This is a genomic window from Streptomyces sp. NPDC005791, assembly GCF_042871485.1.
Classification (GTDB): Bacteria; Actinomycetota; Actinomycetes; order Streptomycetales; family Streptomycetaceae; genus Streptomyces.
The window spans coordinates 239,839-260,929 of sequence record NZ_JBIAIP010000002.1 but is presented as its reverse complement, the minus strand read 5'-3'; the positions used below and the strand labels follow the sequence as shown (position 1 = coordinate 260,929).

The window sequence follows — 21,091 nt, the reverse complement described above, 5'->3', positions numbered from 1 at the left end:
GGTCTCAACGGGGCAACGGAGGAACAGTCGATGGCCGGCGAAGAGCAGGCGCAGCAGCTGACCGGTGTGCCGACGGAGGTGCAGGAACAGCACGCACTTCTCGCCGAGCAGATCGAGGAGCACCGCTTCCGGTATTACGTGAAGGACCAGCCCGTCATCGACGACGCCGAGTTCGACCGGCAGATGCGCGCGCTGGAGGCCATCGAGGACGAGCACCCCGAGCTGCGCACCCCGGACTCACCGACCCAGAAGGTCGCGGGCCCCTACACCACGGACTTCACCTCCGTCGAGCACCGCGAGCGCCTGCTGTCCCTGGACAACGCCTTCGACGACCTGGAGCTCGCTGCCTGGGCCGAGCGCGTGGCCAAGGACGTGGGCAGGGGCGGGTACCACTTCCTGTGCGAGCTCAAGGTGGACGGCCTCGCCGTCAACCTCACCTACGAGCACGGCAGGCTGACCCGGGCGGCGACCCGGGGCGACGGGCGTACGGGGGAGGACATCACCCCCAACGTCCGCACGATCGCCGAGATCCCGCTCCGCCTCAAGGGTGACCGCGTCCCCGCGCTCGTCGAGATCCGCGGCGAGGTCTTCTTCCCCATGGAGGCCTTCGAGGGGCTCAACGCCCGGCTCGTCGAGGCCGGCGACAAGCCGTTCGCCAACCCGCGCAACGCGGCGGCCGGATCCCTGCGGCAGAAGGACCCGAAGGTCACCGCGACCCGCCCGCTCCACATGGTGGTGCACGGCATCGGCGCCCGGGAAGGCCTCGACATCGAACGGCTCTCCGAGGCGTACGACCTGCTGAGGGAATGGGGCCTGCCGACCGCCAAGCACAACAAGGTGGTCGAATCCCTCGACGAGGTGCGGGAGTTCATCGCCTACTTCGGTGAGAACCGCCAGTCCGTCGAGCACGAGATCGACGGTGTCGTCATCAAGCTCGACGAGATCCCGCTCCAGGGCAGGCTGGGCTCCACCTCGCGCGCGCCGCGCTGGGCGATCGCCTGGAAGTACGCGCCGCAGGAGGTCAACACCAAGCTGGTCAACATCCGGGTCGGCGTCGGACGCACCGGACGGGTCACGCCGTACGCCCAGGTCGAACCGGTCGAGGTGGCGGGATCCGAGGTCGAATTCGCCACCCTGCACAACCAGAACGTGGTGAAGGCCAAGGGCGTCCTCATCGGAGACACGGTGGTGCTCCGCAAGGCGGGCGACGTCATCCCGGAGATCCTCGGCCCGGTCGTCGACCTGCGTGACGGCAGTGAGCGGGAGTTCGTCATGCCGTCCGAGTGTCCCGAGTGCGGGACGGCGCTGCGTCCCATGAAGGAGGCCGACATCGACCTCCGCTGTCCGAACGCCCGCTCCTGCCCCGCCCAGTTGCGGGAGCGCCTGGCCTATCTCGCCGGCCGCAAGTGCCTGGACATCGACCACTTCGGCTACGTGGCCGCCGCGGCCCTGACCAAGCCGCTGGAGCCCGCCGAGCCACCGCTGCTGGACGAGGGAGACCTCTTCGGCCTGACGGTCGAGCAGCTGCTGCCGATCCGGGCGTACGTCCTGGACGCGGACAGCGGACTGCCCAAGCGGGACCCGAGGACGGGGGAGGAGAAGATCGCCACGGTCTTCGCCAATCAGCAGGGCGAGCCGAAGAAGAACGCCCTCGGCATGCTGGAGGGCATCGCGGCGGCCAGACAGGCCCCGCTCGCCCGGATCCTCACCGGCCTTTCGATCCGGCATGTGGGACCGGTGGCGGCCGTCGAGCTGGCCCGGCAGTTCCGGTCCGTCGACCGGATCGACGAGGCGTCCGAGGAGGAGCTGGCCGCGGCCGACGGGGTGGGGCCCATCATCGCCGCATCGGTCAAGCAGTGGTTCGCCGAGGACTGGCACCGCGAGATCCTGCGCAAGTGGCGGGAGGCCGGGGTCCGGATGGAGGACGAGGGCGCGGGTGAGGACGAGGGTCCGCGGCCGTTGGAGGGGCTCACCGTCGTGGTCACCGGCACGCTGACCGCACACACCAGGGACGGCGCCAAGGACGCGCTCCAGAGCCGTGGGGCGAAGGTCACCGGATCGGTGTCGAAGAAGACCTCCTTCGTCGTGGTGGGCGACAATCCGGGGTCGAAGTACGACAAGGCGATGCAGCTGAAGGTGCCCGTCCTCGACGAGGAGGGCTTCGCCGTGCTCCTCGAGCAGGGGCCGGACGCGGCCCGTGAGGCCGCCGTCCCCGCCGACGCGTGATCGACGCCCGACAGAGACGCGATCGAGACGGTCGTGACGCGTGGTCATGAGCGAGGAGGGAAGTAAGCGGACGGGGCGGACGGCAAGGGGGCCGGGAGACCCGGTCCGCCCCACCCGCATCACCCGTTCGGCCGGTGCCGGACAGGTGAGATCGTCCGCACGGTTCGGACGGTGAGGGGTGTCAGGGCCGCGTTCGGGCAAGAGCTGCAGAGCGCTGCCCGTGGAGGCCCTCGTCGGCCTACTGTGGGACGAGCACCTGCCGTGCCCGGCCGCGTGGTGGTTTTCGGGTCGTGGTGGCACGGAAGCGGGGGCCACCATGGGACATCGGCACCGCCGGCTGTGAGAGGGACGGAATGAAACCGACCGAGAGCGCCGCACCGGTGTCACGGCTGCAAGGTTTCGTGGGCCTCACGTCCAAGGTGGGCGCCGTCGTCGTGGCGGTCGCCGCGGTGCAGCTCGCGACCGGCTTCTACCGGACGGTCCACGACGGCCACGCGCTCTTCCCGGCCGGCACCGCGGGCTGGTCGCTCGCCTTACTCACCGGGATCATCGTGGGCCACCTGGTCGCCCTCGGGCGCGACCGTTGGTGGGGCGGTACCGGTTCCGGCGCCGCCCTCACCCTCTCCGTCCTGCTGCTCTACGGCTGGGTGGCCGCCGGGCTGGTCAGCCTCGTCGTCGTGGTCCTCGTCGGTACGGCCAGACGCCACCGGTGGTGGCAGGGAGTGCTGCACGGTGCGGTGGACATGCTCGGCATCGGGGCGGCCGCGCTCGTGCTGTCGGCCTTCGGCGAGGTGCCGAGCGTCGAGACGCCCTGGCGTCCGCTGGACTGGGGCTTCGGCGCCGTACCGGAGGTGCTGCTCGCCGCCGGCACGTATCTCCTCGTCACCCGCTTCCTCCTCTGGTACGCCAGGGCGTCCCAGAGCGGCGGGCCGCCCACGATCGCGCGCACCGCACTGCTGCGCCAGGGCCTCGTCGCGGTCGCCCTGCTCGGCATCGCCCCGCTGATCTGCGTGGTGGCCTCCGCCAAGCCCGTACTGCTGCCGCTCTTCGCCGTCCCGCTGATCGCCCTGGACTCCACGCTCTGGATCGCCCGCGCACGCGCCGAGGAGCAGCTGAGGGATCCGCTCACCGGCCTGCCGAACCGTCAGTGGCTGCTGGAGAGGACGTGGACGGCGCTGGAGGAGGCCGGCGGCACGGGCACCAGGTCGGCGCTCGTCCTCATCGACCTCGACCGCTTCCGGGCCGTCAACGACACCCTCGGTCATCTCGCAGGGGACCGGCTCCTGCTGCAGATCGCCGAGCGGCTGCGGCTCGCCCTGCCGCGCGGTGCGGAGGCCGCGCGGCTCGGCGGTGACGAGTTCGCCGTGCTGCTGCCGACCGCGGACTCGGCCACCAGCGCCCAGCGCATCGCCCGTCAGCTGGTCGCCGAGCTCTCCTCGCCCCTCGACCTCGACGGCCTCACCCTGGTCCTGGAGGCGAGCGCGGGGGTCGCCGTCCACCCCGACCACGCGCTGGACGCCGAAGGGCTGCTCAGACGGGCCGACGTGGCCATGTACCAGGCCAAGCGGGACCGCACGGGGGTGGAGGTCTACGAGTCCAAGCGGGACAGCAACACCCCGGACCGGCTCGGTCTGCTGGGCGATCTCCGCCGCGCCCTGGACGCCCGCGAGGTGGAGCTCCACTATCAGCCCAAGGTCCGGTTCGACGGCCAGGTGGCAGGTCTCGAAGCGCTGGTGCGCTGGGTGCATCCGGAGCGTGGACGGGTACCCCCGGACGAGTTCATCGCGATAGCGGAGTCCTCCGGACTGATGCCCCACCTCACCGAGTACGTGCTGGAGACCGCGCTGGCCCAGGTGGCCCGGTGGCGGGCGCAGGGGCTGTTCGTTCCCGTCGCCGTCAACGTCTCGCCGCGCGACGTCCACACGCCCGGCTTCGCCGGCAGTGTCGCCGCGCGCCTCGCCCGGCACGGCGTCCCGGCCGGCGCACTGCAACTGGAGATAACCGAGCACGTCCTGCTGGAGGACCCGCAGCGCGCCGCCGACACCCTGGCGGGACTGACCGGGCACGGGGTGAAGATGTCCCTCGACGACTTCGGCACGGGCTACTCCTCCCTCGTCCATCTCCGGAAGCTGCCCGTCAGCGAACTCAAGATCGACCGGTCGTTCGTGGCGCGGCTGGCCGTGGACCACGAGGACGCCGAGATCGTCCGCTGCACCATCGACCTGGCCCACTCGCTCGGACTGATCGTCGTCGCCGAGGGCGTCGAGGACGACGAGACCTGGGAGCGGCTGCGGGACCTGCACTGCGATGCTGTGCAGGGGTGGCTCGTCGCCGCCGCGATGCCACCGCAGGAGACGACGGCGTGGCTGAGGGCGCGCGGCGAGCACGGTTGGCGACGGCCCGCGGAGCGCGAGCCCGCGGCCGCGCCCGCGGTGGCGCCCGAGGCGGCGCCCAGGCCCGCGGGTCGTGCGCTGAACCCCGGCACCGCCACGGCCTGAGGCGTGGGCAGGTGCGGGCGAAGGCCACCTGGCGGCCGTTTTGTCCTCAATCGGCGGCCGGGCTCGATCCGCTCGCCGCAGAGGTGTCCGGCGACCCCATAGGATTGGGGGCCGGCGGCACATTTCCACCTGCCGCGTCCTTCGGACGGACGGCGGAAATGTGTGGCCGGCCCCCGGCCAGAACCACACACCAACCCTTGAGGATCGCTGCATGCCTGGCATCACGCGCGAGGAGGTCGCCCACCTCGCCCGGCTGGCGCGTCTGGAGCTGAAGGGCGAAGAGCTCGAGCACTTCGCCGGTCAGCTCGACGACATCATCGGCGCGGTCGCCCGCGTCTCCGAGGTCGCCGACCAAGACGTACCGCCGACCTCCCACCCGCTGCCGCTGACCAACGTCATGCGCGCGGACGAGGTCCGTCCGTCGCTCACCCCCGAGCAGGCGCTCTCCGGCGCCCCGGCCCAGGAGCAGCAGCGTTTCAAGGTGCCGCAGATCCTGGGGGAGGACTAACAGCGCATGACGGACATCAGCACCATCATCAAGCTCACCGCGGCCCAGATCGCCGCGAAGATCGCCTCCGGCGAACTGACGGCCGTCGAGGTCACCGAGGCGCACCTGGCCCGGATCGACGCCATCGACGAGAAGGTCCACGCCTTCCTGCACATCGACCGCGAGGGCGCGCTCGCGCAGGCCCGCGCCGTCGACGCCAAGCGCGAGGCGGGCGAGAAGCTCGGCCCGCTGGCCGGCGTCCCGCTCGCGCTCAAGGACATCTTCACCACGCGGGACATGCCGACCACGGTCGGTTCGAAGATCCTCGAGGGCTGGGTCCCGCCGTACGACGCGACCCTCACCAAGAAGCTGAAGGCGGCCGACGTCGTCATCCTCGGCAAGACCAACATGGACGAGTTCGCCATGGGGTCCTCCACCGAGAACAGCGCCTACGGCCCCACCGGCAACCCCTGGGACCTCACCCGTATCCCGGGCGGCTCCGGCGGCGGCTCCTCCGCCGCGCTGGCCTCCTTCGAGGCGCCGCTCGCCATCGGCACGGACACCGGCGGCTCCATCCGCCAGCCCGCCGCGGTCACCGGCACCGTGGGCGTCAAGCCCACCTACGGCGGCGTCTCCCGCTACGGCATGGTCGCCTTCTCGTCCTCCCTCGACCAGGGCGGCCCCTGCGCCCGCACGGTCCTGGACGCGGCCCTGCTGCACGAGGTCATCGGCGGACACGACCCGCTCGACTCGACGTCCATCGACGCGCCGGTCCCGCCGGTCGTCGAGGCCGCACGCAACGGCTCCGTGCAGGGCATGCGCGTCGGTGTGGTCAAGCAGTTCGCGGGCGAGGGCTACCAGGCCGGTGTCGTCCAGCGGTTCAACGAGTCGGTCGAGCTGCTGAAGTCGCTCGGCGCCACGGTCGTCGAGCTGGACTGCCCGTCCTTCGACCTCGCGCTGTCGGCGTACTACCTGATCGCGCCGTCCGAGTGCTCCTCGAACCTGGCGCGCTTCGACGCCATGCGTTACGGCCTGCGGGTCGGCGACGACGGCACGCGCTCCGCCGAGGACGTCACCGCGCTCACCCGTGAGGCCGGGTTCGGCGACGAGGTCAAGCGCCGCATCATCCTCGGTACGTACGCGCTCAGCTCCGGCTACTACGACGCGTACTACGGCTCGGCGCAGAAGGTCCGCACCCTCATCACCCAGGACTTCGAGAAGGCGTTTGAGCAGGTGGACGTCATCGTCTCGCCGACGACGCCCACCACCGCCTTCCCGATCGGCGAGCGCGCCGACGACCCGATGGCGATGTACCTCGCGGACCTGTGCACCATTCCGACCAACCTCGCCGGCAACTCCGCCATGTCGCTTCCGTGCGGCCTGGCCCCGGAGGACGGCCTGCCGGTCGGGCTGCAGATCATCGCCCCCGCCATGAAGGACGACCGGCTGTACAAGGTCGGAGCAGCCGTCGAGGCCGCATTCGTGGAAAAGTGGGGGCACCCGCTGCTTGAGGAGGCTCCGTCACTATGAGCGCAATGGCTAAGAAGGCCAAGAACTTCAAGAAGTCCAAGTCCGGTGTGTACGTGTCCCTGGGCACCACCGCCTTCGGCGCCCTGAGCGTCGTCAAGCAGGCGAGGATGGCCCGCCAGGACAACGACATGCTGCGGCTGGCCGACGCCGCCGTATCCGCCGCCGCGATCGTGACCGGACTCGCGATCCTCTACCGCGAGCTCAAGCGTCTCGGCGACGACGACGTCCTGCTGGGCTGAGAGGGAAAGTTTCATCGTGACTGTCATCGACCTGGAGTCGTACGAGGATGCCCTCGCGACGTACGACCCCGTCATGGGCCTCGAGGTCCATGTGGAGCTCGGCACCAAGACCAAGATGTTCTGCGGGTGCTCCACCGAGCTCAAGCAGGACGCCAACTCGCAGACCTGCCCGGTCTGCCTCGGACTGCCGGGCGCGCTCCCGGTCGTCAACGAGATCGGCGTCGAGTCCGCCATCAAGATCGGTCTCGCGCTGAACTGCGAGATCGCCGAGTGGTGCCGCTTCGCCCGGAAGAACTACTTCTATCCGGACATGCCGAAGAACTTCCAGACCTCCCAGTACGACGAACCGATCGCCTTCGACGGCTATCTGGACGTCCAGCTGGAGGACGGCGAGATCTTCCGCGTGCAGATCGAGCGCGCCCACATGGAGGAGGACACCGGCAAGTCGACGCACGTCGGCGGCGCCACCGGCCGCATCCACGGCGCCTCCCACTCGCTGCTCGACTACAACCGCGCGGGCATCCCCCTCATCGAGATCGTCACCAAGCCGATCGAGGGCGCCGGCGCACGCGCCCCCGAGGTCGCCAAGGCGTACGTCGCCGAGCTCCGTGAGCTCATCAAGGCGCTCGGTGTCTCGGAGGCCCGGATGGAGATGGGCCAGATGCGCTGCGACGTCAACCTGTCGCTGCGCCCCCACGGCACCGAGAAGTTCGGCACGCGCTCCGAGACGAAGAACGTCAACTCGCTGCGTTCCGTCGAGCGTGCCGCCCGCTTCGAGATCCAGCGTCACGCCGCGGTGCTGAACTCCGGCGGGACGATCGTGCAGGAGACCCGGCACTTCCACGAGGAGGACGGCTCCACCACGGCCGGCCGCATCAAGGACAACGCCGAGGACTACCGCTACTTCCCCGAGCCGGACCTGGTGCCGGTCGCCCCTTCCCGCGACTGGGTCGAGGAGCTCCGCAAGGGACTTCCAGAGCTGCCCCGGCTGCGCCGTAAGCGGCTGAAGGAGGAGTGGGGTGTCAACGAGCACGACATGCAGTCCATCCTCAACGCGGGCGCGGTCGACCTGATCGTCGCCACGACGGACGAGGGCGCCCCCTCCGACCAGGCCCGCAAGTGGTGGATGGGCGAGCTCGCCCGTAACGCCAACGAGACCGGCCGCAGCCTGGACGAGCTGCCGGTCACCCCGGCGCAGGTCGCCCGGGTGGCCGAGCTGGTCGCCTCCGGTGACCTCAACGACAAGCTGGCGCGCCAGGTCCTCGAGGGCGTCCTCGCGGGCGAGGGCGACCCGGACACCGTCGTCGAGAAGCGCGGCCTGAAGGTCGTCTCCGACGAGGGTGCGCTGGGCACGGCCGTCGACGAGGCCATCGCGGGCAACGCGGCGATCGCCGACAAGATCCGCGGCGGCAAGGTCGCCGCCGCCGGTGCGCTCGTCGGCGCGGTCATGAAGGCCACCCGCGGCCAGGCGGACGCGGCGCGCGTGCGTGAGCTGATCCTGGAGAAGCTCGGCGTCGAGGGCTGACCCCCGGCACGCCCTGAGGGGCGGTGCACCCGGCGACCGGGTGCGCCGCCCCTTCTCCGTGTACCGCGACAGCCTGGAGGACGTTCACCGCCAGTCCGTACGGCGGTCTTCCCGTCGCCACCCGGGGTGACTAGCTTCCAGCCGTAGATACGGAACCGGGAGGCTCACTTGACCACGGACATGTCACGGCGGCGGCTCTTCGCGCTCGGGGGCGGTGCCCTCGGCGCCGCTGCGGCGGGGTCCTTCCTGCCCCCGTCGCTCCAGGCGGCGATGGCCGCACAGCCCGCGGCCGGGCGGTCCGGAGGTGCGGGGCTGGACGCCGTCGAGCACGTGGTGATCCTGATGCAGGAGAACCGTTCCTTCGATCATTACTTCGGGACGCTGCGCGGAGTGCGCGGCTTCGGTGACCGCAACGCGATCGAACTTCCCTCCGGCCGGCCCGTCTTCGAACAGCCGGGGCCGCTGGGCGCGAGCGTGCTGCCGTTTTCCGTGCGCGAGGCCGCAAGGGCGCAGAAGAAGGACCTGCAGTACATCGGTGACCTCGACCACTCATGGAGCGGCGGCGCCAGGGCATGGGCCGGCGGATGGATGAACGGCTGGGTCACCGCGAAGACGGCCGCGACCATGGCGTACTACGACCGCGGCGACATCCCGCTGCACTACGAACTCGCCGACACCTTCACGGTCTGCGACGCCTACCACTCCTCGATCCACACCTCCACCAGCCCGAACCGCAACCACCTGTGGAGCGGGAAGACGGGCGACGAGCCGAACGGCGAGCGGGCCGTCGGCAACGACGCGTACGACGAGGCCACCCACCCCGGTTACGACTGGGGCACGTACGCCGAGCGGCTCGAGAAGGCCGGGCGGAGCTGGAAGACGTACACCGAGTGGGAGAACTTCACCGACAACCAGATCGAGTTCTTCACCACCTTCAAGGCCATCGCCCGCAAGGCCCTCGCGAAGACCGACGGCCACACCTACATGGAGTCCTTCTACGCCACCGTGCGCGACGCGGACGGGGCCGCCGAGCGGGAGCGGCTGCTGGGCCTGCTGGACGAGGGCGTCGCCGCCCTGACGGCGGCCGAGCGCAGTCTGTTCGAGCGGGGGCTGCGCCGGGTCGAGACGGGCACGCTCGCCGACGAGTTCGCCAAGGACGTGGCGGCCGGGACGCTGCCCGAGGTCTCCTACCTGGTCCCGTCGGCGGTGGACTCCGAGCACCCGAGCGTCTCCTCGCCGGTGCACAGCGCGACGATCGTCTACAAAATCCTGGACGCGCTCGGCAAGCACCCCGATGTGTGGCGGCGCACCGTCGTCCTCATCAACTACGACGAGAACGACGGATTCTTCGACCACGTGCCGCCGCCGGTGGCCCCGGCGGAGGTGGCCGATGAGCACTGGGAGGGCAGGCCCACCGGGCTCGGTGTGCGGGTCCCGCTGCTCGTCGTCTCCCCGTGGTCGGTCGGCGGATACGTCTGCTCCGAGGTCTTCGACCACACGTCCGTGATCCGCCTCCTGGAGCGCTGGACGGGCGTGAAGGAACCCAACATCGGTGACTGGCGGCGCCAGGTCACCGGCGACCTCACCTCGGCGTTCGACTTCACCCGTGCGCGGCGGCAGCCCCGGGCGGAGCACCCCGCGGCGATCCCGCCGTTCGGCGGACGCTGGCGGCCCGAGCCGCCGGCCGTCCAGCACATGCCCGTCCAGGAGACGGGCGTCCGCCCGGCCCGGCCCCTGCCCTACCAGCCCGACGCGCAGGCGAGGCACGTGGACGGCGGGCTGCGGCTGGACCTCAGCAACACCGGCACGTCCTCCGCGCACTTCACTCTCTACCCGTACGCCCGGGAGTTCGCCGCTCCGCAGCACCGGGACGTCAGGGGCACGGCGCGGTGGACGGTGCCGTTGACCGGTGACGCCTACCGCTTCACGGTCACCGGTCCGAACGGCTTCCGACGGGAGTTCGAAGGAGCGTCCGACGGTGCCGCGGAAATCTCCTCCCGCATCGACGCCCACGAGCGGGACCTGCATCTGACGCTGCGCAACGACGGCAGGCGGACGCTCACCTACACCGTGCGTCCACTCGGATACGTCGACGAGGACGACCTGCGGAACTGGACCCGGACGGTCAAGGTCAAACCGGGGCGCAGCCGCACGGTCGTGCATTCGGCGGCCGACGCCCACGGCTGGTACGACCTCGAGGTGACGGCGGACGAAGCCGGCTCCTTCCGGCGCCGGCTGATGGGCCACATAGAGAACGGCAGGGCGAGCTTCTCCGGCTGACGGGCGAGGCGGCCGGGAGGCGGCGGTGGCGGGCTGGTCGCCCGCTGACGTGCCCGCGCGGGGCGCCCGCCCGGCGGCTGCCCGCCCGGCCGCTCCCGCGCATCGGCGTCGGGGCGCCGGGCCGTACCGCAGCACGTGCGAAGATCCCGGGGAGCGCACCCGACGACGGCGTCCGGACCGTCGCGCGGCGCCTCCACCGAGATGTCACGACGACGAGGGGAACCACTGTGTTCACGGTGTCACTGGGGGACGACGGTGCGGAGCTGCGCCCGCTCGAGCCCTGGCAGGCGGAGGAGTTCCTGGCCCACATGGACCGGGCGAGGGCCCTGGTCGACCCCTGGATCCCCTTCGCCGCGGCCGCCACGGACCTCACCTCCGCGCGGGCTCTGCTCCAGCGCTACGCCGACAAGCAGGCGGCCGACACCGGCCGGCTCTACGGCATCTGGCTGGACGGCACGCTGGTCGGCGGCGTCCTGTTCCGGATATTCGAGGCGGAGGCCGGTAACTGCGAGATCGGCTGCTGGCTGGAGGCCGCCGCGGAGGGCCGGGGCCTCGTGACGCGGGCGTCACGGAAACTGATCGACTGGGCCGTCGGCGTACGGGGCATGCACCGGGTGGAGTGGATCGCGTCCTCCGCCAACACCCGCAGTGTCGCCGTGGCCGAGCGGCTCGGCATGACCCGTGAGGGTGTGCTGCGTGAGGCATATCCGTACCGCGGCAAGCGTCACGACGGGGAGATCTGGGCCGTCCTGGCCCCCGAATGGCGCAACGGGAAGGGCTGAGGAGCGCAGTGTTAAGGAGGTTCTCATGGAGGGCCCCTAGCGTGCGGCGCATGAAGACCTCCCCCCACCACTGCGACCACTGACGACACCGAGGAGAAGAAGGCGGCCGACGGGACCGCCACCGAGCCGGACGCGACACAGAGGACGAGCCCCGCGGAGGAAGCCGTTCCGGCCGACGCCGCCCCGGGCGTGACCGCGTCGGACGTGACCGCGATGGACGTGGCCGCGACCGACGCAGCCGCGGAGGACGGCCTGGAGACGGACCTGGAGCCCGATCCCTACGACGAGGCCGAGGCCGTCGCGGCCGCCGGCGTCGGAACCGGAGCGGCTTCCGTCGTGGCCGCCGGGCTCGGCGTCGTCTCGCTCTCCGGCGCGTGGACCGGCCGCGTCGCCGCTGAGCGCGAGACGCTGCTCGGCCAGATCGAGACCTCCTCCGGCGGCGGCAGCGCCGCCCAGCAGATCTCCGAGATCTACGGCGACGCCTGGCACAGCACGGCCCTCGTCAACGGCGTCTTCGCGCTGCTCGCGCTGCTCGTCGGCGTCTTCGTCCTGGTCCGGCCCTCCTTCGGCACTCCCTCTCTCCGTCCCCAGGCCGGCTGGGTCCGCTCCGTCGCCGTGGCGGGCATCTCGCTGGGGGTGCTCGGAGTACTGATCGCCGTCGGCATGTACCTCGACCTCTTCGTCGCCCTGCCCACAGCACCGGCCGCGGGCTGAGGCCTCGACGGCAGACGGCTGGGACCGGCCGGTCCCAGGCATCCGTCACCCGGGCCTGAGGCCCCCGCGGACACGCGGCACCCGCCCGAGTTGCGGAGAACCCCGGCGTACGACGGTGGAGGCACGGCAACGAGCCGTGCCCCCACCGTCGTACGCCACCACCGTCCCTAAGGCGGTACCCGCCCGCCGCGCCGCGCCGCCCGGTGCACCGCTCCAGGCTCCGCACGGTGGGGTGGGAGCCGGCCGGGCACCGCAGCCCCCGGCTACCGCACCTTCAGCAGCAGGATCCGGTCGTCGCCCGACTTCGGGGTGGCGCGGCCGTCCGTGTTGCTCGTGACCAGCCACAGCTTGTCGCCACCCGCGGCGAGCACCGTGCGCAGTCGGCCGTACTTCCCCTCCAGGAACGCCTGGGGGTCGGCCGACGGTTGCCCGTCCGCCTTGCCCGACAGCGGGATCCTCCAGAGCCGCTCGCCCCGCAGCCCCGCCATCCAGATCGATCCCCCGGCGTACGCGATCCCGCTGGGCGACGCCTCGGAGGTCTTCCACTGGGCGACCGGGTCGACGAACCCGGACTGCCCTTCCTTGCCCTCGGCATCGGGCCAGCCGTAGTTCTCGCCCGGCTGGATCAGGTTCAGCTCGTCCCAGGTGTCCTGGCCGAATTCCGCCGCCCAGAGCCGTTTCCCGCTGTCCCAGGCCAGTCCCTGCACATTGCGGTGCCCGTACGAGTAGACCAGGGAGTCGCCCTCGGGGTTGCCGTGCACCGGTTCGCCGTCGGGCGTCATCCGCAGGATCTTTCCCGCGGGGGACGACTCGTCCTGGGCCAGACCCGTGTCGCCCGTCTCGCCCGTGCCCGCGTACAGCATGCGGTCGGGGCCGAACGCGATCCGCCCGCCGTTGTGGACGGAGCCCTTCGGGATACCTCGCAGAATGGTGTCCGGGGCCCCCAGTTGCCGCCCCGCGGGCTTCTTCTCGTCGTACTGGAGGCGGACGATGCGGTTGTCCGACTCGGTGGTGACGTACGCGTAGATCAGATGGTCCGCACCGTACGTCGGGGCGACGGCGAGGCCGAGGAGACCACCCTCACCCGCCGGTGCGGCCCCCGGCACCGAGCCCAGCAGGGTCTTCTTGCCGCTCTCCCCGTCGACCCGGGTGACCGTCGCCTCGTCACGTGAGGCGACCAGCAGGTCGCCCCCGGGCAGCGCCGCGAGGCCCCAGGGGGACGCGAGGCCGTCCGTCAGCGTCTTCACCACCTCGACCGATCCCTTGGCCGGCGGCGGGTCCGACGACGGGCTCGCCGGGGCCGGGGAAGAGGACGGGGCGCTCGCCGGGGGCGAGGAGATGTCCTCGCCCCCCGCCGGGCCGTCGTCGGACGAGCAGGCGGACAGCAGGAGGGAGGCCGAGGCGAGCAGGGCCACCACCCCCTTGCGCAGCACGGGAGTTTGCACAGCACCGATCCTTTCGACGGTCGAACGACTCACTGTTCTTACACCGCCGCTCCGCCCCGGGTTCCCGGTCTGCGTCGATCGGCCCGCCACGGAGTCGGACCCGCGCAGCCGGCCACGCGGGATCAGTCCCACGACCCGCGGGCCCGCGGCAGCCCGGCTATCTCCGCCATGTCCCGGTCCGTGAGCGTCAGTCCCGCCGCCCCCGCGTTCTCCACGGCCCACTCCTCCCGTTTGGCCCCGGGCACGGGCACGACATGGCGGCCCTGCCGCAGGACCCACGCCAGAGCCACCTGCGCCGGTGTGGCGCCGTGCCGCTCCGCGATCCTGCGCAGCCCCGCCACCACCGGCTGGTTGGCCGCCATCATCTCGGCGGTGAAGCGGGGGTGCCTGGCCCGCGGATCGTCCGGCTCGAACCCCTGGCCCGGCTTGAGCGTGCCCGTGAGATAGCCGTTGCCCAGCGGCATCGCCGCCAGCACCCCCACACCACGGGCCGCACACCACGGCAGCAGATCCTGCAGCGCCTGGGGCGACCATACGGAGAGTTCCGCCTCGACCGCGCTGACGGGGAAGACCTGCTGTATCCGCTCCAGCTGCCGGATGGTCCCGTCGTGCATCCGCGCCCCCGGCCGGCGGCCCGCCCGGGCGCCCACCGCGCACAGTCCGAGCGCCCGGACCTTGCCCGCGGTCACCAGGTCCGCCATCGCGCCCCAGGTCTCCTCGACCGGAACCTCGGGATCAGCCCGGTGCAGCTGGTACAGATCGATCACATCCGTCTGGAGCCGTCGCAGCGAGGCGTCACAGGCCCGGCGCACATAGCCGGGGCGCCCGTTGGCCACGATGTGCTGATCGCCCACCAGCAGTCCGCACTTGGTGGAGAGGAAGGCTTCGGACCGGCGGCCCTTGAGAGCCCGTCCGACGAGCAGCTCGTTGGTGAAGGGCCCGTACATGTCGGCGGTGTCGAGCAGTTGGACGCCCGCGTCCAGCGCGGCGTGCACGGTCCGCACCGAGCGGTCACCGCGCTGCTGCGACGTGCTGTAGGCCCAGCTCATCGGCATGCACCCCAGTCCGACCGCACCCACGGCAAGCGCCGCCGCCCCGATAGTCCTGCGCTCCAACTCCCCGAACCCTCCCTCGGGCCCCGTGATCACGGGCCCCACCAGGACCCCAAAGTAGCCTCTGCGGTTCCGTGCCCTTCGCATAGCCTCCTGACCATGACTTCTGCATCCGCTGCCGACATATGGCTCCCGTATCCCGCCGAAGAGATCGACGGCCTTCCCGAGGGTCTCAACTACCGTCTCTGGGACGGTGGCCGGGACTACCCGGCGGACCCCTCCGACTGCGCGTTCTATGTCGTTCCGTACATGAAGGGCCCGGAGGTCGCCGTCCGCCCGCTCGAGGAGATGCGGGCGGTCCAGGTCGTACAGACCCTCTCCGCGGGCATCGACCACGTGGAGCCGGGGCTCGGCCTGCTGCCCGCGGGAGTGCGGGTGTGCAACGCCAAGGGGGTCCACGAGGCCTCGACCGCCGAGCTCGCCCTCGCCCTGGTCCTCGCCTCGCTCCGGGGGTTCCCCGGCTTCGTGCACGGTCAGGACGAGGAGGAGTGGCGGTCCGGCTTCTATCCGGCGCTCGCCGACAAGTCCGTCCTCGTGGTCGGCTACGGATCGATCGGCGCGGCCATCGAGGACCGGCTCGAACCCTTCGAGTGCGCGCGGGTGATACGCGTCGCGCGCTCCGCACGGACAACCGCACGCGGCCCCGTACACGCGATCGACGAGCTCCCCACCCTGCTCCCCGAGGCGGACGTCGTCATCCTCTCCACTCCGCTGAACCCTTCCACCCAGGGGCTGGTGGGCCCCGGGTTCCTCGCCGCGATGCGGGACGGCGCGCTGCTCGTGAACGTCGCGCGGGGTGCTGTCGTCGACACCGCGGCCCTGCTGTCCGAACTCGAGTCCGGGCGACTGCGCGCCGCGCTCGACGTGACCGATCCCGAACCTCTGCCCGCCGGCCATCCTCTCTGGCATGCTCCCCACACACTGATCACCCCTCATGTCGGCGGCAGCACCTCCGCGTTCCTGCCCCGGGCCAAGCGGCTGCTGGCCGGGCAGCTCACCCGGTTCGCCGCGGGAGAGCCGGTCGACAACCTGGTGCTCACCACCGGCTGACCACGCTCCGGAGCGAAGTCGGCGCACTGCGTCCCGGCAACACCCCAGCTCGTCACGGAGGGTAGAGGACTTATGGCACTGAGTGACGGCTCTGGTGTATCGTCCACAAGAGGGCTGCGTCGTGGAAGGGGCGGCGCCGGGGAGGCAGCGGAACGCGAGGGGGCGACGGCATGTTCGGCCAGTGGAGAGACGATCAGGCACGGCGGGGCGGACAGGAGGGGCGGCCGGCGGTGAGGGCGCCGGGGCCCGCCGGTGGAGTTCTCCGGTGAGCGCCCTCGGGGCCCTGCTCTGCCGGCAGCCGGCCGTAGGGCGGACGGCGGGGCGGACCTGGGGGCTGCGCTCCCAGCTCGTCCTGGCCGCGGTCTGCGCCGGATACGCGGTGGGCGCAGCCTTCGGCTGGGGAGGGTCACCCGAAGCCGCCGTGCTGATGGGTGACTTCGGCCTCGGTGCCGCCGCCCTGATCGCTGCGGTGTCGTTCTTCCTCCACGCCCGCACGAGCGGCGGCCCGTTCAGGCTCGCATGGCTCCTCTTCTCGCTCTCCCTGGCCATGTCCGCCGGAGGCAACGCGGTCTGGGGGTGGTACGAGGTGGTGCTGCGGCGTGAGATGCCCACTCCCTCCCTCGCGGACCTCTTGTTCCTCTGCGTCGCTCCGCCCGTCGTCGTCGGGATGCTCGTCCTGGCCAAGCGCCCCGTCACGCGGGCCGGATGGGTCTGCGTGGTGCTGGACGCCTGGCTGATCGGCGGATCCCTGCTGACGCTCTCCTGGAGCCTCGCGTTGGCCCACACCGCCCACCTCGCGAACGCCGCGGGGGCGAACGTGGCTCTGGCGGCGCTCTCGCTGGCCTACCCACTGCTCGACATCGTGCTGGTCTCGATGGTCCTCGCGCTGCGCTTCCGGCGGATCGGCCTGAACCGCGCCGGGGTCAACACCGCCCTCGCGGGCCTCGCCCTGATCGTGCTGTGCGACGCCCTCTTCACCACCCCGCTGCTGCGCTCGGTGTACCGGTCGGGCCATCTGCTGGACGCCGGATGGTTCGCCGGATTCCTGCTCCTCGCGTACGCCCCCTGGGTGGCCCGTCACGGACAGGACAACGCTGTCGAGGCCCACTGCCCGGCGCCGCGGGCCACGAGCCGTCCGATCGCCGGTTCCCTCGCCGCGCTCACGCCCTATCTGGCCGCGGCGGTCTGCACCCTCGGCATCCTGTACAACGTGGTCGAAGGGCGCAGGGTCGACCAGGTCGTGGTCCTGACCGGCTGCGCGGTCTGTCTCGCCCTGGTTCTCCGGCAGGCCATCATGCTTCTCGACAACATCGCGCTCACCCAGGAACTGGCCCAGAAGGAGAACCACTTCCGCTCCCTGGTGCAGGGCTCCAGCGACGTCATCATGATCGCCGAGCCCAGCGGCAGGCTGCGCTACGTCAGCCCCGCGGCGGCCGGGGTCTACCGACGCGACGCCGAGGACCTCGTCGGGGCGGAGCTGTCGTCGATCATCCACCCCGACGACCTCGGAGGGGTGATCCACGAGCTGCGGCGCTTCCTCGCCGCGCCGTCCCGCGACGAGCCCACCACCAGGATCGAGTGCCGCTTCAGATCAGGCACGGGCGACTGGCTCCACGTCGAGTCCACCGTCAACCGCCACCAAGGCGGGCTGCTGCTCAACAGCCGCGATGTCACCGAGCGGGTCAGGCTGCAGGCTCAGCTCCAGCACAACGCCGAACACGACCCGCTCACCGATCTGCCCAACCGCGCACTGTTCACCACCCGGGTCGGCCAGGCGCTCGGGGGCCGCCGGGCGGGCGATCCGGGTACGGCCGTGCTCTTCATCGACCTCGACGGCTTCAAGGCGGTCAACGACTCCATCGGCCACCAGGCGGGCGACGAGCTCCTCATCCAGGCCGCACGCCGCCTCCAGGACTCCGTACGTACCTCGGACACCGCCGCGCGCCTCGGAGGCGACGAGTTCGCCGCCCTCATCGTCGGCGACGGCACCCGTGACCAGGCCGCCCGGGAGTGCCAGGTCCATGAGATCGCCGACCGGCTGCGCCTCAGACTCTCCCAGCCGTACCGGATCGGCACCGCGGAGGTCCGGGTGGCCGCCTCCATCGGGGTCGCCTTCGCCGAGCCCTCCATCACGCCCAAGGGCCTCATGCGCAACGCCGACCTCGCCATGTACCGGGCGAAGGCGAACGGCAAGGACCGGGTCGAGCTCTACGCCCCCCAGATGCAGGCGGACGTCGTGCGCCGCTCCGAGCTCGCGGCACGTCTGCGCACCGCCCTGCGTGACGGTGAATTCGCCCTGCTCCACCAGCCCGTCGTCCACCTGGCCAGCGGCACGGTCGCGGCCGTCGCCGCCCAGGCCCGCTGGCGCTCGGCCCAGGGCATCCTGTTCGCCCCGGCCGAGTTCCTCCGCGTCTCCGAGGACAGTGACCGTGCCGCCGAGCTCGGGTCCTGGCTGCTGGAGGAGGCCGTCGAGCAGGCCGCGGACCGGTTCAGGGCCGGGCACCCGGTCACCGTCTCCGTGCGTGTGCCGGCCGCCCGGCTGCTGGACCGGGCCCTGCCCCCGCGGTCGGTCGAAGCGCTCCTGACCCGGCACGGGCTGCCGTCCGGTGGCCTCATGATCGAAGTGGCCGACAGCGACCCGCGGATCTCCTTCGACGAGCTGGAGCAGCGGCTGGTCGCGCTGCGCCGCCTCGGCATCCGCATCGCGCTCGACGGCTTCGGCAGCGGGTACGCCGCGCTCAACGCCCTGCGCCGGCTGCCCATCGACGTGCTGAAGCTGGACCGGTGCCTGGTGGAGGGCGTGGTCGAGTCGGCCAGGCTGCACAAGATCACCCGTGGGCTGCTGCGCATCGCCGGGGACCTCGGTATGCAGTCGGTGGCCGACGGGGTGGACGTACCCGAACAGGTGCGCGCGCTGCGCGCCATGGGATGCACGCACGCCCAGGGAATGGCCTTCGCCGGGCCGCTGGACGAGTACCGCCTGCGGCACACCCTGATCCGGGGGGAATATCCCGTCCCCGGCCTTGCCCCGGCCGCTCAGCCGGTGTGCGCGGGCGGAGCGCTCCCGCGCCAGGGGCCGCTCACATGATGAGACGCCCGTCCCACCCACTTGACACCGAATGCGTGCTGGAGAGAGGGTCAATGCCATGCGCACCCGAATTCTCGTACTTGGAAAGCGCGTCGGCTGAAGCAGGGTCACTCATGGACACCCTGCAGACCGCACCGGCGCGCTCCCCTCGCTTGCCTCACGGCACGAGGGGTTTTTTGTTGCACCGGGACCTCCCGGAACCCCACAAAAACACCGCATAAACCCTCAGCTTCGAGAAGAGAATGCCGATGACCGAGCAGGCCACCGGGGCCCAGCACCCGCAGCCGCGGGCCCGTAACGGCGGACCGTCCTCCGCCTCCGTTGAGCACCTCACGGGCGCGCAGTCCCTCATCCGTTCTCTCGAGGAAGTCGGCGCCGACACCGTATTCGGCCTCCCCGGCGGCTGCATCCTCCCGGCCTACGACCCGCTGATGGACTCCACGCGGGTGCGCCACATCCTGGTCCGTCACGAGCAGGGGGCCGGTCACGCGGCCACCGGTTACGCACAGGCCACCGGCAAGGTCGGTGTCTGCATGGTCACCTCGGGTCCCGGCGCCACGAACCTGGTCACCCCGATCGCCGACGCGGCCATGGACTCCGTGCCCCTGGTCGCGATCACCGGCCAGGTGGCCTCCGCCGCCATCGGCACGGACGCCTTCCAGGAAGCCGACATCTGCGGCATCACCATGCCGATCACCAAGCACAACTTCCTGGTCACCCGCGCCGAGGACATCGCGCACACGGTCGCCGAGGCCTTCCACATCGCCTCCACCGGCCGCCCCGGACCGGTCCTCGTCGACATCGCCAAGGACGCGCTGCAGTCGAAGACCACCTTCAGCTGGCCCCCGGCCATGGACCTGCCCGGCTACCGCCCGGTCACCAAGCCGCACGCCAAGCAGATCCGCGAGGCCGCCAAGCTCATCACGCAGGCCAAGCGCCCCGTGCTGTACGTCGGCGGCGGAGTGATGAAGGCCGGCGCCACCGCCGAGCTGAAGGTCCTGGCAGAGCTCACCGGAGCGCCCGTCACCACCACCCTGATGGCGCTCGGCTCCTTCCCCGACAGTCACCCGCTGCACGTGGGAATGCCCGGCATGCACGGTTCGGTCACCGCCGTCACCGCGCTGCAGAAGGCCGACCTGATCGTCGCGCTCGGGGCCAGGTTCGACGACCGCGTCACCGGCAAGCTGGACAGCTTCGCCCCGTACGCCAAGATCGTCCACGCGGACATCGACCCGGCGGAGATCGGCAAGAACCGTGCCGCCGACGTCCCGATCGTCGGTGACGCCCGCGAGGTCATCGCCGACCTCGTCCAGGCGGTCCAGGCCGAGCACACCGACGGCAACACCGGTGACTACGCCGCCTGGTGGAAGGACCTCAACCGCTGGCGCGAGACCTACCCCGTCGGCTACGACCTGCCGGAGGACGGCAGCCTCTCCCCGCAGCAGGTCATCCAGCGCATCGGTCAACTCGCCCCCGAGGGAACGATCTTCGCGGCCGGCGTCGGCCAGCACCAGATGTGGGCCTCGCACTTCATCGAGTACGAGCAGCCCGCCACCTGGCTCAACTCCGGCGGCGCCGGGACCATGGGCTACGCCGTCCCGGCCGCCATGGGCGCCAAGGCCGGCATGCCCGAGCGTGCGGTCTGGGCGATCGACGGCGACGGCTGCTTCCAGATGACCAACCAGGAACTCACCACCTGCGCGCTCAACAACATCCCGATCAAGGTCGCCATCATCAACAACGGCGCGCTCGGGATGGTCCGCCAGTGGCAGACCCTGTTCTACAACCAGCGGTACTCCAACACCGTGCTGCACTCCGGCGCGGACACGGACGGCGTCCCCGCCAAGGGCACCCGCGTGCCGGACTTCGTCAAGCTGTCCGAGGCCATGGGCTGTTACGCCATCCGCTGCGAGGACCCGGCCGACCTGGACAAGGTCATCGCCGAGGCCAACGCGATCAACGACCGTCCGGTCGTCATCGACTTCATCGTCCACGAGGACGCCATGGTGTGGCCGATGGTCGCCGCCGGCACCTCCAACGACGAGGTCATGGCAGCGCGCGGCGTCCGCCCCGACTTCGGCGACAACGAAGACGACTGAGAGACAGAGAGAGACC

The 21,091-nt window shown here is 71.2% G+C and carries 13 protein-coding genes and 1 pseudogene; 12 read left to right on the top strand and 2 right to left on the bottom strand.

The genetic code is table 11. From position 1 onward, the window contains the following. The first annotated feature begins 30 nt into the window (after positions 1 to 30). The 9 genes from ligA to ACFYSH_RS05415 all read left to right on the top strand — a co-directional run bounded on the left by ligA (position 31) and on the right by ACFYSH_RS05415 (position 12,281). Positions 31 to 2,226: an NAD-dependent DNA ligase LigA gene (gene ligA / locus ACFYSH_RS05455; RefSeq protein ID WP_359470035.1), complete on the top strand. Its 2,196-nt coding sequence runs from the start codon at positions 31 to 33 to the stop codon at positions 2,224 to 2,226. 353 nt (positions 2,227 to 2,579) lie between these two features. Continuing rightward, positions 2,580 to 4,724 carry a bifunctional diguanylate cyclase/phosphodiesterase gene (locus ACFYSH_RS05450; protein WP_359470038.1) on the top strand — a complete coding sequence of 715 codons (2,145 nt, stop codon included), beginning with the start codon at positions 2,580 to 2,582 and terminating at the stop codon, positions 4,722 to 4,724. 211 nt (positions 4,725 to 4,935) lie between these two features. Next, a complete protein-coding gene (gene gatC, locus ACFYSH_RS05445; RefSeq protein ID WP_014153935.1) occupies positions 4,936 to 5,232 on the top strand; it encodes an Asp-tRNA(Asn)/Glu-tRNA(Gln) amidotransferase subunit GatC in 297 nt (98 codons plus the stop codon). A 6-nt stretch (positions 5,233 to 5,238) separates the two neighbouring features. Next, positions 5,239 to 6,741 (top strand): Asp-tRNA(Asn)/Glu-tRNA(Gln) amidotransferase subunit GatA, encoded by a 1,503-nt coding sequence (gene gatA / locus ACFYSH_RS05440; protein ID WP_388750993.1) that lies wholly within the window; start codon positions 5,239 to 5,241, stop codon positions 6,739 to 6,741. After that, a complete protein-coding gene (locus ACFYSH_RS05435) occupies positions 6,738 to 6,980 on the top strand; it encodes a hypothetical protein (RefSeq protein WP_033298532.1) in 243 nt (80 codons plus the stop codon). The genes gatA and ACFYSH_RS05435 overlap by 4 nt, the downstream gene beginning before the upstream one ends. A 16-nt stretch (positions 6,981 to 6,996) precedes the next feature. Continuing rightward, positions 6,997 to 8,505, top strand: coding sequence for an Asp-tRNA(Asn)/Glu-tRNA(Gln) amidotransferase subunit GatB (gene gatB / locus ACFYSH_RS05430; RefSeq protein ID WP_359470043.1), 1,509 nt, complete (start codon positions 6,997 to 6,999; stop codon positions 8,503 to 8,505). 168 nt (positions 8,506 to 8,673) lie between these two features. Beyond that, the gene (locus tag ACFYSH_RS05425; RefSeq protein ID WP_388750991.1) at positions 8,674 to 10,785 is read left to right on the top strand and encodes a phosphocholine-specific phospholipase C; all 2,112 of its coding nucleotides are present in this window, start codon (positions 8,674 to 8,676) and stop codon (positions 10,783 to 10,785) included. A 227-nt stretch (positions 10,786 to 11,012) separates the two neighbouring features. After that, on the top strand, positions 11,013 to 11,567 hold the full coding sequence (locus ACFYSH_RS05420) for a GNAT family protein (protein ID WP_359470049.1): 555 nt from the start codon (positions 11,013 to 11,015) through the stop codon (positions 11,565 to 11,567). A 213-nt stretch (positions 11,568 to 11,780) separates the two neighbouring features. Continuing rightward, on the top strand, positions 11,781 to 12,281 hold the full coding sequence (locus ACFYSH_RS05415; protein ID WP_388751258.1) for a hypothetical protein: 501 nt from the start codon (positions 11,781 to 11,783) through the stop codon (positions 12,279 to 12,281). Positions 12,282 to 12,544: 263 nt separating this feature from the next. Here the strand turns inward: ACFYSH_RS05415 and ACFYSH_RS05410 are convergent, their stop codons facing one another. Further along, positions 12,545 to 13,726, bottom strand: a complete 1,182-nt coding sequence (locus ACFYSH_RS05410; protein ID WP_388750989.1) for a PQQ-dependent sugar dehydrogenase — start codon at positions 13,724 to 13,726, stop codon at positions 12,545 to 12,547. A gap of 122 nt (positions 13,727 to 13,848) precedes the next feature. After that, complete coding sequence (locus tag ACFYSH_RS05405; RefSeq protein WP_359470097.1) at positions 13,849 to 14,805, bottom strand: aldo/keto reductase; 957 nt, start codon at positions 14,803 to 14,805, stop codon at positions 13,849 to 13,851. A gap of 132 nt (positions 14,806 to 14,937) precedes the next feature. On the opposite strand from ACFYSH_RS05405, the gene ACFYSH_RS05400 reads away from it, so the two are divergent. The 3 genes and pseudogenes from ACFYSH_RS05400 (at position 14,938) to ACFYSH_RS05390 (ending at position 21,075) form a co-directional block, all read left to right on the top strand. Beyond that, positions 14,938 to 15,888 carry a 2-hydroxyacid dehydrogenase gene (locus tag ACFYSH_RS05400; RefSeq protein ID WP_388750987.1) on the top strand — a complete coding sequence of 317 codons (951 nt, stop codon included), beginning with the start codon at positions 14,938 to 14,940 and terminating at the stop codon, positions 15,886 to 15,888. A gap of 265 nt (positions 15,889 to 16,153) precedes the next feature. Beyond that, a pseudogene (locus ACFYSH_RS05395) lies at positions 16,154 to 19,001 on the top strand (putative bifunctional diguanylate cyclase/phosphodiesterase). 217 nt (positions 19,002 to 19,218) lie between these two features. Next, positions 19,219 to 21,075 (top strand): acetolactate synthase large subunit, encoded by a 1,857-nt coding sequence (locus ACFYSH_RS05390; protein ID WP_388750985.1) that lies wholly within the window; start codon positions 19,219 to 19,221, stop codon positions 21,073 to 21,075. The last annotated feature ends 16 nt before the right edge of the window (positions 21,076 to 21,091 follow it).

Bases quoted from the DNA above. Each gene is read 5' to 3' on its own strand.
- gatA (WP_388750993.1), top strand. From the start codon at position 5,239: ATGACGGACATCAGCACCATCATCAAGCTCACCGCGGCCCAGATCGCC.
- ACFYSH_RS05415 (WP_388751258.1), top strand. From the start codon at position 11,781: ATGGACGTGGCCGCGACCGACGCAGCCGCGGAGGACGGCCTGGAGACG.
- ACFYSH_RS05390 (WP_388750985.1), top strand. From the start codon at position 19,219: ATGCCGATGACCGAGCAGGCCACCGGGGCCCAGCACCCGCAGCCGCGG.
- ACFYSH_RS05450 (WP_359470038.1), top strand. From the start codon at position 2,580: ATGAAACCGACCGAGAGCGCCGCACCGGTGTCACGGCTGCAAGGTTTC.
- gatC (WP_014153935.1), top strand. From the start codon at position 4,936: ATGCCTGGCATCACGCGCGAGGAGGTCGCCCACCTCGCCCGGCTGGCG.
- ligA (WP_359470035.1), top strand. From the start codon at position 31: ATGGCCGGCGAAGAGCAGGCGCAGCAGCTGACCGGTGTGCCGACGGAG.
- ACFYSH_RS05435 (WP_033298532.1), top strand. From the start codon at position 6,738: ATGAGCGCAATGGCTAAGAAGGCCAAGAACTTCAAGAAGTCCAAGTCC.
- ACFYSH_RS05400 (WP_388750987.1), top strand. From the start codon at position 14,938: ATGACTTCTGCATCCGCTGCCGACATATGGCTCCCGTATCCCGCCGAA.